At 36.4% G+C, this 14,112-nt stretch carries 14 protein-coding genes; 7 read left to right on the top strand and 7 right to left on the bottom strand.

Going from position 1 to position 14,112, the window contains the following annotated elements; genetic code table 11:
- Positions 1 to 3: 3 nt before the first annotated feature.
- Positions 4 to 1,209, bottom strand: a complete 1,206-nt coding sequence (locus B3D98_RS19720) for an MFS transporter (RefSeq protein ID WP_288585488.1) — start codon at positions 1,207 to 1,209, stop codon at positions 4 to 6.
- A gap of 248 nt (positions 1,210 to 1,457) precedes the next feature.
- Here B3D98_RS19720 and B3D98_RS19715 point away from each other — a divergent pair, with 248 nt between their 5' ends.
- Positions 1,458 to 2,039: a TetR/AcrR family transcriptional regulator gene (locus B3D98_RS19715; protein WP_048394004.1), complete on the top strand. Its 582-nt coding sequence runs from the start codon at positions 1,458 to 1,460 to the stop codon at positions 2,037 to 2,039.
- Positions 2,040 to 2,128: 89 nt separating this feature from the next.
- Here the strand turns inward: B3D98_RS19715 and B3D98_RS19710 are convergent, their stop codons facing one another.
- A complete protein-coding gene (locus B3D98_RS19710; protein WP_288585485.1) occupies positions 2,129 to 2,518 on the bottom strand; it encodes a RidA family protein in 390 nt (129 codons plus the stop codon).
- A 422-nt stretch (positions 2,519 to 2,940) separates the two neighbouring features.
- Here B3D98_RS19710 and B3D98_RS19705 point away from each other — a divergent pair, with 422 nt between their 5' ends.
- The 3 genes from B3D98_RS19705 to B3D98_RS19695 all read left to right on the top strand — a co-directional run bounded on the left by B3D98_RS19705 (position 2,941) and on the right by B3D98_RS19695 (position 5,850).
- Positions 2,941 to 3,993, top strand: a complete 1,053-nt coding sequence (locus B3D98_RS19705) for an AI-2E family transporter (RefSeq protein ID WP_048394009.1) — start codon at positions 2,941 to 2,943, stop codon at positions 3,991 to 3,993.
- A 23-nt stretch (positions 3,994 to 4,016) separates the two neighbouring features.
- Complete coding sequence (locus B3D98_RS19700) at positions 4,017 to 4,592, top strand: GNAT family N-acetyltransferase (RefSeq protein WP_288585481.1); 576 nt, start codon at positions 4,017 to 4,019, stop codon at positions 4,590 to 4,592.
- Between the two features lie 226 nt (positions 4,593 to 4,818).
- The gene (locus B3D98_RS19695; protein ID WP_048394013.1) at positions 4,819 to 5,850 is read left to right on the top strand and encodes a S66 family peptidase; all 1,032 of its coding nucleotides are present in this window, start codon (positions 4,819 to 4,821) and stop codon (positions 5,848 to 5,850) included.
- A gap of 42 nt (positions 5,851 to 5,892) precedes the next feature.
- Here B3D98_RS19695 and B3D98_RS19690 read toward each other — a convergent pair whose 3' ends face one another.
- Positions 5,893 to 7,236, bottom strand: coding sequence for an MATE family efflux transporter (locus B3D98_RS19690; RefSeq protein ID WP_288585477.1), 1,344 nt, complete (start codon positions 7,234 to 7,236; stop codon positions 5,893 to 5,895).
- The gene (locus tag B3D98_RS19685) at positions 7,223 to 7,690 is read right to left on the bottom strand and encodes a GNAT family N-acetyltransferase (protein ID WP_048394017.1); all 468 of its coding nucleotides are present in this window, start codon (positions 7,688 to 7,690) and stop codon (positions 7,223 to 7,225) included. Before B3D98_RS19685 ends, B3D98_RS19690 begins: the two co-directional genes overlap by 14 nt.
- Positions 7,691 to 7,776: 86 nt before the next feature.
- Here B3D98_RS19685 and B3D98_RS19680 point away from each other — a divergent pair, with 86 nt between their 5' ends.
- The 3 genes from B3D98_RS19680 to B3D98_RS19670 all read left to right on the top strand — a co-directional run bounded on the left by B3D98_RS19680 (position 7,777) and on the right by B3D98_RS19670 (position 11,269).
- Positions 7,777 to 8,607, top strand: coding sequence for a MerR family transcriptional regulator (locus B3D98_RS19680; protein WP_009370580.1), 831 nt, complete (start codon positions 7,777 to 7,779; stop codon positions 8,605 to 8,607).
- A gap of 183 nt (positions 8,608 to 8,790) precedes the next feature.
- On the top strand, positions 8,791 to 10,092 hold the full coding sequence (locus B3D98_RS19675; RefSeq protein WP_288585473.1) for an SMI1/KNR4 family protein: 1,302 nt from the start codon (positions 8,791 to 8,793) through the stop codon (positions 10,090 to 10,092).
- 1 nt (position 10,093) lies between these two features.
- On the top strand, positions 10,094 to 11,269 hold the full coding sequence (locus tag B3D98_RS19670; protein WP_288585470.1) for a DUF4272 domain-containing protein: 1,176 nt from the start codon (positions 10,094 to 10,096) through the stop codon (positions 11,267 to 11,269).
- Between the two features lie 49 nt (positions 11,270 to 11,318).
- Here the strand turns inward: B3D98_RS19670 and B3D98_RS19665 are convergent, their stop codons facing one another.
- The 3 genes from B3D98_RS19665 to B3D98_RS19655 all read right to left on the bottom strand — a co-directional run bounded on the left by B3D98_RS19665 (position 11,319) and on the right by B3D98_RS19655 (position 13,930).
- Positions 11,319 to 12,731 (bottom strand): erythromycin esterase family protein, encoded by a 1,413-nt coding sequence (locus B3D98_RS19665; protein ID WP_048394022.1) that lies wholly within the window; start codon positions 12,729 to 12,731, stop codon positions 11,319 to 11,321.
- A gap of 139 nt (positions 12,732 to 12,870) precedes the next feature.
- Entirely contained in the window at positions 12,871 to 13,224 is a 354-nt protein-coding gene (locus B3D98_RS19660; RefSeq protein ID WP_016993423.1) for a hypothetical protein, read from the bottom strand.
- 22 nt (positions 13,225 to 13,246) lie between these two features.
- Entirely contained in the window at positions 13,247 to 13,930 is a 684-nt protein-coding gene (locus tag B3D98_RS19655) for a DUF2225 domain-containing protein (RefSeq protein WP_016993422.1), read from the bottom strand.
- Positions 13,931 to 14,112: the final 182 nt, after the last annotated feature.

Raw genomic sequence — 14,112 nt, 5'->3', positions numbered from 1 at the left:
ATTTTATTTAGTAAATCGTTTAGTTATTGCCCAAAAAAGAAGAGCAATTGTACTAATAGAGGCTCCGAGTAAGCAAACCCCTCCCCAACCATAATGTGCATACATCTGAGTTGAAGCGATTGAACCGCTAGCACTACCAATAGAATAGAACACCATATAGCCTGCGGTCAGTCGACTTCGTGCTTCTATACGTAATGGGAGAATCATCGTCTGGTTTGTGACATGTACTGCCTGTACTGCCAAGTCAAGTAACACAATGCCAATAATTAATGCCAAGAATGACTTATCTAAATAATTAATAAATATCCAGGAGATAAGTAAAAGCGTTAAAGCAATACCTGTCGTTCTTTGTCCATAGCCTTGGTCAGCAAGTTTACCCGCTTGTGCAGCAGCTAATGCCCCTGCCACACCTACAAGACCAAAAGCGCCAATTACAGTGTGTGATAGAGCCAATGGTGGTGAACTAAGTGGTAGAACAAGGGACGTCCACAAAATACTAAAATCAGCGAAAATTAGCATGGCTAGAATAGAGCGGATACGTAATGTTCGCTCTTGAATAAACAGCGTAAACACGGATTGAATTAGCTGAGAATAGGTGATTGATTTTACTTCACGTTCGCCCCTTGATAAAACTTTTAAAAATATACCACTCATTAGAAGCATGAACGCGGCGGAGGCTAGATAGACAGAACGCCACCCTGCAAGATCTGTTACTAACCCAGCAAAGGTACGAGCAAGTAGTATGCCAATGACAATGCCGCTTGTAACAATGCCTACGACACGACCACGTTCTGTAGAGGAAGCCATAGTTGCAGCGAACGCAACAAGGGTTTGAGTCACGACTGCAAGTAGACCAACTAAGGCCATACCCGCAAATAGCACTACAACATAGGAGGCAGTACCGACTAGAAGCAAAGCAATAGAGGACAATAGCATTTGTCCAATAATCAAGCGTCGTTGGTTTAGTAAATCTCCAAGTGGAACTAGAAGAAGTAAGCCTAGCCCATAGAAAATTTGTGTGACAGTAATAATCAAACCAATAATTGATTGATCAATAGCAAAATCATTCGATAATTCATCTAGCAGCGGCTGAGCAAAATAAATATTGGCGACAGACATTCCGCAGGCTGTAGCGAATAATAATGTTACAGCTTGGGATAAAGAAGATGATTGATTTATATGAATTGCATCATCATTTGCATTGTTCACATTGTAACCTCCCTTTCTAATTGAATTGTAATTATAACATACCGTTCGGTACAAAATAATTATTGGTAAATATATCTTAACTACATTGGATTTGTCAATATTTATTTGGTATATATTTTCTTTTTATTTCGATTGATGAAATGAAATTGACAATAAAAAAAGCCAGATATAAAATAATTACATACTTTTTAGTATCGTAAAATTCAATGATTAACTTACTATTTTTTCCTAATGGGGGTGTATCTATAATGGCAAGAACTCGGGAATTTGATGAGGCAAAAGTGTTAGAGGCAGCAATGCAATTATTTTGGGAGAAGGGATATGAAGCGACTTCTTTAAGTGATCTTACTACTAGAATGGGGATTCAGCGTCCTAGTATTTATTCAACGTTTGGGGATAAAAAGGAACTATTTGAAGCGGCACTTCGTAGATATACGACAACTCGCGCATCCGAAATACGGACTAAACTTCAAAGTTATGCCTCTGTAAAACAGGCGTTTTCTATATTTTTTGAAGATGTGATTACTGCTGAATATACAAAAGATCTTAGTAATGGCTGTTTTTGTATCAATACAATGGTTGAATTAGCTCCACATGATGAGAAGTTCGAGATTTTGACAAGAGAGCATCAACTCTATCTATCAGTAATTTTTCAGGAGACAATTGAACGGGGAATTCAATCAGGAGAACTAGAGGCGAACACGGATTCAAAGTCTTTAGCGCAAGCATTAATTGTTGCGTTAATAGGGTTAACAGTTATGCTGAAATCGCAGCCACAACGCTCGTTTGTTGATAACGCCATTGCAACGACGCTGACATTACTTAAATAATAAGGCAATACCCCTTTAGCACTGCTAAAGGGGTATTGAAAAAATAAGAAAAAAATGCACAAATTTAGTTTATAAAACATAGGATGAATTTATAATTCCTTACAAGCCCATGCGTCAATCTCAACCTTTAAAGCTGGCGTAGCGAGTGCAACGACATACATTAATGTTGTGCATGGAAGATGTTCCCCCAAGAAGTCACTGATAATTTCCTTACGTTGAATAGCATCCATATCCCCCACTAAATAAAAGACGAGCTTTGTAATATCTTGAACCTCCATATCGGCACTATCTAGATTTCTTTTAATATTTTCAAGTGCTATCTTCAATTGAGCTATTGCATCTTCAGGTATAGATCCATCAGCTATCATGCCAATTTGTCCTGATAATGTTAACCATCTCTGAGGTCCCGTCACCTCAATTTGATGAACATAAGGAACAACGGGTGGATGAATGTTCTGAGGGTTTCTCGCAATTTTCATAGAATCAGTCCTTGTCTCTGTTTAATTTATATCTCTAATCAAAATAGCATAAAGTAATAGTTGATAAAAGTTCTATACAAATACCATTATAAAAGAACATACAAATTGGATATGCTGGTTTAAAGGGTTATAATAGATTTATAGAATTTTGGCTAATACGCTGGTAAAGCTTTCACAAAGGATAAGAGTATCGACTTTTTAATTTGACAAGACATACAATTCACTTCAACCCCGCCTTAGGTTTTATACAGACACTTCTAAAAGAAACATACATTTCGTCTTATTTTGAAGGTAGATGGCTATACTCATTAAATGAGAGGGAAATTTTTACATAAGAATGATGCGTATTGTTATAAATCAATTTTATAGTGTAGCCCTAGGTAGCAGAGGCAGCGAGGCCGTTTTGTAGAAGGAGTGAATAAATGAATAATTTCTTTCGGAGTAATGGATTTAAGCGTTTTATTATTCTAGTCGGGATTGCTCTTGCATTATACTTAATGCGTAGTATGATCAATCTAATTTTACTTACGTTTATTATTACTTATTTGATGAACCAGCTTACTACGAAGACAACGAAAAGCATAAGAAAATATACGCCGATGAATGAAAAAGCTGTGACGGTAACATTATACCTTTTACTTGTTGCGGGTATTGTAGCTGTTATTTACAAATATTTACCAATTGTGACCCAGCAGATCACACAGCTTTTCGACCTCATTGCAAGTTTTAATCTTGATCCAGATGACAATGAGATTGCGAGATACTTAGCACCGACTTTTGAGAAAATAGAGCTCGGGAAATATTTAGAGCAAGGTGTGGATTTAACTCTTAAAAATATTACGAATATTGGTAAAATCATTATGCAAATATTGATTTCTCTAATTTTGAGTTTATTCATCTTGTTAGAAAAGAATCGTATTATTGAGTTTACAGCTAAGTTTAAGGATAGTAAAATTGGGCCGCTTTACGATGAGCTTCATTATTTCTCAAGAATATTCATCCGCTCATTTGGTAAAGTAATTGAAGCACAATTTATTATTGCTGCTGTTAACTGTGTGTTATCCGTCATTGCCCTTTCTATTATGGGCTTCCCACATTTGATTGCACTTGGGATTATGCTCTTTATTTTAGGCTTAGTTCCAGTCGCAGGAGTTATCATCTCATTAATACCATTAAGTATTATCGCATATAGCATTGGTGGCTTGATGTACATCGTCTATATTTTAGTTATAGTCATGGTTTTACATGCCATTGAAGCTTACTTCTTAAATCCAAAGCTTATGTCTGCCAAAACAGATTTACCGATTTTCTATACATTTATGGTCATTCTCTTTTCTGAGCATTTCCTTGGTGTATGGGGACTAATCATAGGTATTCCACTATTTATGTTCCTGCTTGATATTCTAGGTGTGACCTCCTCGGAAGACCCTGCGAAGAAATCGGTGAAGGTACACACTGAAAAACAAATGGAATAGTTCCAAACAAAGGAATCATCTACATGCATGATGATTCCTTATTTAATGCACAAGAGGTGTTTATATTGATAAAAGGTCAACAGGTCTATTTAAGAGAAATACGAGAAGATGACAGTGATAGTATTATAAGATGCTTTCAAAATGAAGAAATCATGTATATGACAGGAACGCGGAATATTTTAACAAAGGAACAAATCAAAGAGGCGATCAAACGCTTTAAAGCAGATTCTTCTCGCTATGATTTTGCTATTTGTTTAGTCGATAATGATCAGGTAATTGGTGATTTGGCGATTATGGAAGTTGATTTAGATAATAAAAAGGCAGTGTTCCGTATAGCTTTACATAATATAGAGAATTGTGGCAGAGGTATGGGTTCAGAAGCAGTTAGGCTTGCTCAAAGATTTACATTTGAGAAGCTAAATCTGAATCGCTTAGAATTACAGGTATATTCACACAATAGTAGAGCAATTAAATCCTATGAAAAGGTCGGCTTTAAAAAAGAAGGTGTTTTGAGGCAGGCCTTGTTTATGAATAATACATTTTCTGATGAAATCATTATGAGTCTGTTGCGTGATGAGTATATGAAAATTCAAAAGTAGAAATTTAACCAGCACAGATTTTTGTGTTGGTTTTTTTTTCTGAACACAAGTATAATTGGTAAAAATTTCTGTGTGTGAAGGACAGAAATAGTGTTGAAACTTTCATAGCTGTATTTTTAGTTAAAATGCATTCTAAATCTGATATAGCAAAACTAATTAAGAGACCCAAAATCGTCTTGTTGTTGTAAAACAATTATTTTTTGCAGGCATAAAGGAGAGATGGTAAATGAAAATACAATATCCTACTTTAAAAACGCCTCTTACGATTGGCGTGACAGCACCCTCTAGTGGAGTCGAACAGCATCTTCATCTATTAATAACAGAAGCTGAAAAACAATTAATACAAAGAGGAATGAAAGTTATTATTGGAAATACTACCTGGACGCAGCTTAAAGGTAGAAGTACAACAAAAGAAAAGCGAGTCTCTGAACTTATGGACTATTTATTAGATGAGCGAATAGATGTCGTCATGCCACCGTGGGGAGGCAGTTTTCTAATGGAGTTATTACCTTTAATCGATTGGGACGAATTAAAAAAAGCGGGACCCAAATGGATATTAGGGTATTCAGATATTAGTACTTTATCTTTTGTATACACAACCATGACGGGGTACGCATCCGCACATGGGGTGAATTTTACTGAATTATCTGCACCTCAATGGGATGAACTTTCTTCTAAATGGATAGACGTAATTACATGTAAGACTGGTCATTCAATAACTCAAAGCTCTTCTCACTATTTTCAATCGAGCTGGGAGCAAGTTTATAAAAATCCTGCTACAGGATTTTATTTTGACAGTGAAACCGAATGGAAAGTTCTAAACCAAGAGCGTAGTAATCGTATGACAGGTAGGTTGATAGGTGGCTGTTTAAATACATTGCAAATTCTTATAGGTACGCCCTTCGATTACGTTCAATCATTTATTAACGAATATTGCTCTGAGGAAGGAACAATATGGTATTTAGAAAGTGTTGGTATGGATGCAGCAAAAATCTACCGAGCTTTGTGGCAATTAAAGTATAATGGTTGGTTCAATAAATGTAATGGTGTTCTAATCGGGCGAGCAGGACTATATGAAAATCTAGGGGACTTTACATTGGTGGATGCATTAAGGGATATTTTTGACGAGATGGGAATACCAGTTTTCTATGAAGTAGATATTGGACATGTCCCCCCTCAATTAATTCTAGTGAATGGAGCAGTTGGGGAAGTAATAGTAGAAGAAGGAAGAGGTACGCTAAAAATGCAATTTTGTTAGGCAAACATATTAAAAGGGGACCTTGATGAGGTCCCCTTTCATTTAAGCATGGTCAGGAGATGAAAGGGTTCTTGGATTTTTCCTAATGAACAAGTAAATAAGCAATGCTGTAATTCCTTCTGCTACTGGGAAGGTCCACCAAATAGCCTGCGAGCCAAGTATCTTGGGTAGTATGATGAGAGTAGGGATAAATAAGATAATACTACGTAGTAACATAATTGTTGTAGCAATACGAATTTTTTCAATGGATTGAAAGAATTCTGCGAACACCATGTTGATCCCTAAAAATACATAGCCAATGGCAAAATGTACAAAGCCCTGTGCTGCCATACTGCGAATTTCAAATGAGCTATCTCCAAATAACGCCATTAATTGAGAAGGGAAAAGAAGAGCTATAAGAGCAGTTGTTAATCCTAAAATAAATGCGGTAGCTAAACCGATTTTCAATAAAGCAGTTAATCTTTCAAGTAATCTTGCCCCGTGGTGATAGCTAACTAACGGTTGTAGAGCCATACCGACTCCAAGGAAAATAGTCAGCAAGACAGTATGGATATAATTGACCATTGCATAGGCAGTAACGCCATTCGCACCCAAATAATGTAAAAATGTAACGTTATACAAAATAACGATAACTGCAACGAAAGCTTCAACAATAAAGCTAGGTAAACCTATAGCAAAAATTTTTTTCAAATCTGATAGATTTAAAAATGAAGTGACAAATTTTAATTCAGATTGAGGACGGAAAAAATGAAGACATAGCACAGACGTACCTATAATTGTAGCTATTGCTGTCGCTAAGGCACAGCCAGTCACGCCATAATCTAGTACGAAGATGAAAACATAATTTAAGAGTATATTCAAAGCCGATGTTGTAATTAAGCCCAGCATAGCCAATTTTGGGTTGCCGTCATTCCGAATAAAAATACTTAATAAATTTTCAATTGTGTAAAATATCCCAAAGAGCAAAATTACATGTAAATACTCCTGCACATACGGATACGTATCATCGCTCGCTCCGAATATATAAGAAATGTCCTTTAGATTTAACGCGAGAAATCCAATAATCGTTATCACAACCACTAGCATTGTAGAAAACGCCAATGTAAATAGTTGATGGGCACGTTGCTTATTGCCCTCTCCTAGAGAAATCGAGAAAAGAGTAGCTCCTCCCATGCCAATCCATAGAGAAATAGAAAGCAAAATAGAGAAAATAGGAACAGCTATATTAACTCCAGCTAAAGCTGTAGGTCCCACGCCATGACTAACGAAAATGCCATCTACCAATATATTGACGGACATTAAAAGCATCCCGATCATTGCAGGGAATAAGTATGATAAAAATAATGGTTTCAGTGGCTTTGTTTCAATTGGATTAATGGTTGTCATAACCATGCACCTCCAAAACCATCACTTTTTCCCCTTTATCATCTAGCTCACCATTAAATATAAAACCAAATTGCTTATACAGCTGGATAGCTACAGCGTTATTGTCATAAACACTTAAATATATCTGAAGACAGTTGAACTTTACTGTTAAATATTGAATAAGTTGCTGTAAAAAATGTTTTCCCAAACCTTGTCCTTGGTATTGTTCTGCAATTAGATAGCGATCAAGCCATACTCGTTGACTGTAATCATCATGAGGGAATAAGCCGTACATAGCGAAGCCTATAGCGGTGTTATCTTTATACAGACCTAAAGGCGTAAAGCGTCGATCCATTTCCGCCTCTGCTAAGCATTGTTCTGTAGATTCAATAAAATGTTGCTGATTGTCAGCGATGCGTAATGCTAAAATTTCTTTCTTGTTAAAAGCTGTAATGTCACGAATCTCCGTGAACATAATGTCAAAACCTTTCTATTTTTATTTTGAATAGGTACAATCTAAAGTATATAGTAACTATATAGTCAAGGGAGGAAACTCAAAAAATGCTTAATAAAAATGTAAAGTATTTTACAACTGGTGAATTTGCTAAATTATGTAAGGTGAATAAACAGACACTTATTTATTATGATCAAATTGGTTTATTATCTCCCATCATGAAAGATAGTAAGGACTATAGGTATTATTCACTTGCTCAATATGATTTTTTCGGTGTTATTGAATTATTAAAGGCAGTGGGGATGTCCTTAAAGGATATTCAGCATTATATGGCAGAGAAATCACCTGAAAATTTTTTAGAATTGATGCACCAACAAAAAGAGCATGTTGCGAAAAAGCGTAGAGAACTAGAAATGATTGAGAATATTATTGATGTCAAAATCAAAATGACAGAGGAAGCACTGCATCTAAATTTTAAGGACATCACGATTGAGTATTTTCCTGAAGATACATTATATTTGAGTAAAAATATTGAGAATTCTACAGAAGAGCAGTTTGTGAAGGCTGTATCTGACTTTATTGAGGAATTGGATCGCTCTCAATTAGATACGGGGTATCCCATTGGAGGGATAACAAGAAGAGAGCAAGTGTTAGCTGGGAATTACGATAACTATAGTTATTTGTATATTGAGCAGCCTCATCCAAGAGAAGGGCATCCTTATTTTAAGGCGATAGAGGGTGAATTTGTGATTGGTTATCATGTAGGCCCCTCCTCAAAACTTGGTGAGACATACACACGGCTATTTAATGTCATGCATGAAAAGGGTTATGAGCTAGGTCAGTATGTATACGAGGAATACATTTATGATGCCGTAATGAAAAATCGAGAAGAAGAGTATGTAACCAAAATTATGATGGAAGTAAAGAAAGTAAAATAATTCATTAAGACGTAATAGAAAAGAATGAATATAGCTGAGTCATTTATCATATACGAAGGTTTAGATGGCAGTAAAATAATAGCATTTTGTCATTCTGTTTAAAGTTATCCTAATCAGTAAATGATTTCCTGACGATAAATAAGAAGTATGACATCACATAGCCTTATATGGAGGTTAGAGACAATGTGGATTGAGCGTTGGAATCATTTAGTAGAGCGATTGAAGCAGCAGGGAGCTTGTGTACATCCGATTGAAATGCGGCCAGTCGCTACCGAGCAAGAGTTACAGCAGGTTGAGGAAAGACTTGGTGTACAAATCCCTAATGGGTTTCGTCAACTGTTGCAAAATTGCTCAAAGCAAGTAAGTATTTATTGGTCATTACCAGATGAGGCGATACTTCCCACTGAATTGTTAGATACGCCTTCTGGTGAATTTGGCTGGAGCCTAAAAGCTCTAGACTTTCCTTACTTTGGAGAGAATGATGAATCGTATGAACAGCAATATTTACAATTTTTCACGGCCGGTAATGGAGATGCCCTTCTCCTTAAGCTTGACGACGAAACGGTTTGGTATTGGAGCCATGAAGAAGATGAGCTTGATTTGCTTGCTGCCAGCTTTCATTCGTACGTTGATAATATGACGGCTTTAGGCTGTATTGGCGTAGATTGCGGACAGCATCGTCAATTTTGTAGTGAAAATGGATTGGATATTGAATTGGCTAGCTCACAATTATGGCTAACTTGGCTAGAACAATATTTAAGCTCTAATTTACAGCAGGCTCAATCCAGCTTAGCATCTTTACTTCATTATGTTTCCATGCATGGGGTGAAAAAAACAAGCGTGCAGGAGGCGTTTTTGCATTTTGATGGCGTACAGGTGTATCAGGCACTTCGACATAAGTTAGAGCGAGCTCAATCTCCATCAGAACAAAAGGCGTGGAGTGAAATTTTAGTCAAGATATGTCCGAGTGAGGCGGGAAATTGGGCGAGAGAACTTTGGCAAGGACAGAGTGACGTACCTGATTGGCTGCGTGATTATGTAACAGCACATTGTTTGCCAGTTGATGAAGGACAATCTTTCATCTTAATGGATATCGAAAAAGATAGAATTGATGCCTATACGGCTCTATATCGTCTACGCCAATTTCATCATCCGAATATTATAGACTGGATGAGATCCTATGTCACGTTTCCTATTGATGGGTGGGATACACTTTTGGCTGAGTCACAGCCAAGTGCAGAGACGTTATATGAGTGGTTAAATGGCAACGAAGTAGAGAGGCTAACATCCATCCGAGCTATTTGTCAGATGATGCAGCGAGGAATTACACCTACAACTATGATAGACGAAGAAAAATGGCGTCCTTTGCTGGCATATTGGGTTGAACATGAGGTGCTACAGAAAAACAAACAGCTGTTTAGCCAAGCGCTTAGTTGTTTGGAAAATTGGTTATTAAAATGCTATATGCGACTAAGGGGAGAGTAGATTGAACCATTTTACGATATTTGCTTCCAAAAATGATACAGATGATATTCAGGATAAACTATCCGATGTATTGGCAAAAAGATTCATTATTGAAAAAGATGATAACGAAAATTTATTAAAATCAAGAGGTTTATTTAATAAATATAGATGCTCCATAAATATTTTAACTGAAGATACGCACCCTGATTATTTTGTAAAAAATATACCTGGGATGATGGGCTTTTACGATAAAATTCCATTTAAAGATGAACAGCTAAAAGAACGCATAATGATTCAAATATCAGTGCTCAATACTGTCGTTGCAATCGAAATGAACAAAGAGATGACAGAAGACCATATGCAGCAATTTATAAAATTACTAGCAAGCGTAGGAGGGATTGGTTTCCTATCAGATGGTACTTTGCTGGATCAGAACGGTATGGTTATTGTTTATCCTAATGGAGAATCAGGTCCATCTGATTTTCAACCACATGCTTGTACAAGAAAGATACATGCACTAGAGGTCACATCAGCACAGGGAGAGGCACGAAAAATTAGAACGATAGCCTTTTTAAAAGAGAAGAACATACCTTATGCGGCATCGCTTCCTCAGCTACCACCAGTAGAAAATCTTCAATTTAAAAGCCAAGAGGATATTGCAAGAAGAGCGGTTGCCCTGTTGATTGTTATTCAATTCGCTTGTGATGTAGCACAGAAGGGTGATATTGAGGAGTCTAGAGAGTTCTTTACCAATATGCTACACACATATGAGGTGCATGAATTTTTAACGGAGCATGAAAAATTCTTTCTTGAGGCTCAGCATCCTGGTGCTCAAGAAGCGGTCAATATATCATGGCAATATGAAGCCTATTGGACACTTATCTGGGCATTGGGACTTGTGGAAGAGCTAAATTTCCCTGACGATGTATGTGATTGTGAATATGCAATTCAAGTAGTTTCTCGTTGCGAGACATTTGAGCAATTTTATGGTCAAACGGTACTGCGCAGTAAGGAAGATATAGTGGATGAGGCGGATAAAATTTACAGATTACATTGGGCTTGTGTAGATAGCCGCATCAATGGACAAGAAGCTCCTTTAGCATTAAATGAAAGTGTTGTGATGGAAAGACGGAGAGGCTTATTTTGGATGATTGGATATCAAGACGAAGAATGGGATACTATATCGATGGATACTTAAAATAATAGCAAACTAGGAAATCTAGTTTGCTATTGTTTAATAAGAGAGATTATTTGATATAAGTTGGTTTATTCACCTGATCTATTAAAAGTATACCATCGTATTGGTCGCGCGGAACAAGACTTTCCTGTATCATTCCCCAACTATAGGATAAGCGTGGTTCAAACATCCATGAGTTGCCTCGTTCATTTTGTCGATTGCGTAAATCGATGAATGTGTAAGGTTTATTTGTTGAAGACAGAATATCTTCAATAGATCCTTTGACAGGAGGTAAAACAGGCATAGGTTCTCCCATATTATTAGCTGTCTCTCCACTAGTCATGTATAGACCTAATACATAGCTATATTTCTTATAGATATCAGGTAAACGTTCCCCCATTAATTTAACTGGGTAAGGAGATCCCATTACATCCGATTGTGCTTTACGAATATGATCGTTATGAGCCCATACAATAAACTTTTCTGTAGGGTACACCTCTTCAGCTAACCAAAGTAAGTTCTCCATCATCGCTTGATCTCGCCATTCCATAGTTTGCAAAAATGATTCTATATTATTTTGTTCAATGTCGATATTGGACTGAATTGTTAACTCTATATATTCGTCTGCTAGTCGAATACGATCTGCTAGAGTGCGATCCATTAGTTTTACAATATGAGGCTCTTTTGGATAAGCTGCCTGTAGCTCTTTTTCTTTGAATTGTATTTGTGATTTTACCTGTTTATATACATCAATTATAGTAGCTTTTACTTTTTGATAGCCCTTCAAATCTTTTCCCGAGCTCCATTCAGCAAGTTGCTTCTCAGCTTCATTGAATTGCTGAGCCAACTTAGGGTTTTGCAGCCAATCTCCGTTCGTAAATGCTCCTTGTTGTTGAATATCGAAGCCAGTAAGTACAAGAGGTTGCTCTGTTGCTTGAGTCGATTTTGCATAGTCAAACAGAGGCAAAGTTTCTTTTGTCCACCAAACGCCGAAAATGGCATCCTTCATTGTTTGTAGAGCTGCTTGTTTATCAATTTGTCCTTGAGCATTCATCACATTACCCATACCACTTTCAAAGGCAAGGACATTATAGCCCATATCTTGATGTAAAAATTGTATTAAACGTGTTTTCGCTAGATTGAATTGCGCCACTCCATGAGAGCTTTCCCCTAAAAAGACAATACGTTTATCATGTAATAAAGGTTTTAGCATCTCTAAATCGTCAAATTTGTTAGCGGGAATTTTTTGTCCGTCAAACGTTTCAGGCTGGATGGATGACAGGCTGTATGCATGGTCATTCGCCCATTTTTTCCAATCAAGTAATGTTTCATTAGAAGTCCTAGCTTGTTTGACAGCAGAATCGTTTTTAATAATCTGCTCATTTACAGGGACAGCAGCAGAGACATTTACTACTCCACTTACTGTCATTAAACTTGCCAGTGCAAAACTTAATAAAACCTTATGTTTCCTAGCTTTCCTCATTAATTATCAGCCCTTCACTTTATATTGATACTAATTATAGAAAGGCAAGTTTAAAGTTTAGGAAGAATTTGTTTAAAATTAGTTTAAATTTAGTATGTAAAAAAGAAAAACACCTCCAATTGATGGAGATGTTGGAATGCTATTTATAGTGATACGTACTTGCTCTTACATGGTTACGTTGAATTTGGTTAAACCATGCACGATCCTTTTCTTCTTGTTTTAATGTCCCAACAATGGAGGAAGAGCAGCTCACGCAAATTTTAGCTTGCGTAATCTGTCCACAACGTTCGCATGGAGCCCCTAAATTAGGGAAAATGGAGTTTTTTAATTTTCCTGCTTTTACCCATTTGTAAAGCAGCTCAGATGATACGCCTGTTAGAGCGACAACTTCTTCGTTTGTTAGGTAGCGATTATTTTTTCTTAATAAAAAATGATGTAGCTCTGAAAATATATCCTCTTCTCTCACATCAATTTTCTTTTGAAATAGCAACATAATTAATCATCTCCTCGTCCCATTAATTAATGATTTCATTAATTGTTATGGGTTGTTCGTCATATTTATAATTTTCCCAACGATTGCGTGCAAGCTTGCGATATTTTGGCGAAACATTTCGATCAGCGATTAAGCGTGAAAATCCTTTTTTTGCTTCAGGAATATCACCAAGTCGAAGGCTTAATTCAGCATGTAAAAACTGAATTCTCTCCCCACCTTCTTGATTAGAGGCAAAGGATTTACTATAAAAGTCTCTAGCTGCAAAAAGATAACGCTTTTCGGATTCTTCGTCCTTTTTTAATCGATAGAGCCACGCAATTTTTAAAGCGAAATTCGCCATTAAAAGAGATTCTTCCATTGATGCACGGGATACTAAATAGGCGAGCTTAAAACTGATAATGGCATCATCAATTGTACGTTCCTGACAGATATCCATAGGTTTCTGGAGCTCTTTAATGTATAGTTCATCAATGAGTAGCATGAAAGGTCCATATGTCCGTGTCATAGATTTATGGTAGGCATAACCACAATGTGGACATACGGCAACTTCATATAGCAAAGGGTTTAGGCCATCGTAAACAGGCATGAAATCCGTCTGTTCTTCGATAATTTTATATCGATTAGGGCGAACTTTATATGTTGTAAACTGCTTTTTGCAAAATTTACAATCCACACTACTTTCATAGTAGTAAATGTTAAATGCCATAAGAATCAACTCCTTTGCGTGCACTAAAATTTTATTTCTTTTGTTCTATTTATACGTAAAATTTTATCGTTCAATGTATTTAAGATATTATCTTTTATTTTAACAATTTTGTGTTCTTTGGTATACTCCTTTAGAATTATTAAATAAAAATATTCAAGGAATTTTTAGTTAAATATTATTAT

This window comes from Lysinibacillus sp. UBA5994 (genome assembly GCF_002429725.1).
Classification (GTDB): domain Bacteria; phylum Bacillota; class Bacilli; order Bacillales_A; family Planococcaceae; genus Lysinibacillus; species Lysinibacillus capsici.
This window is presented reverse-complemented; position numbering and strand designations above follow the sequence as displayed.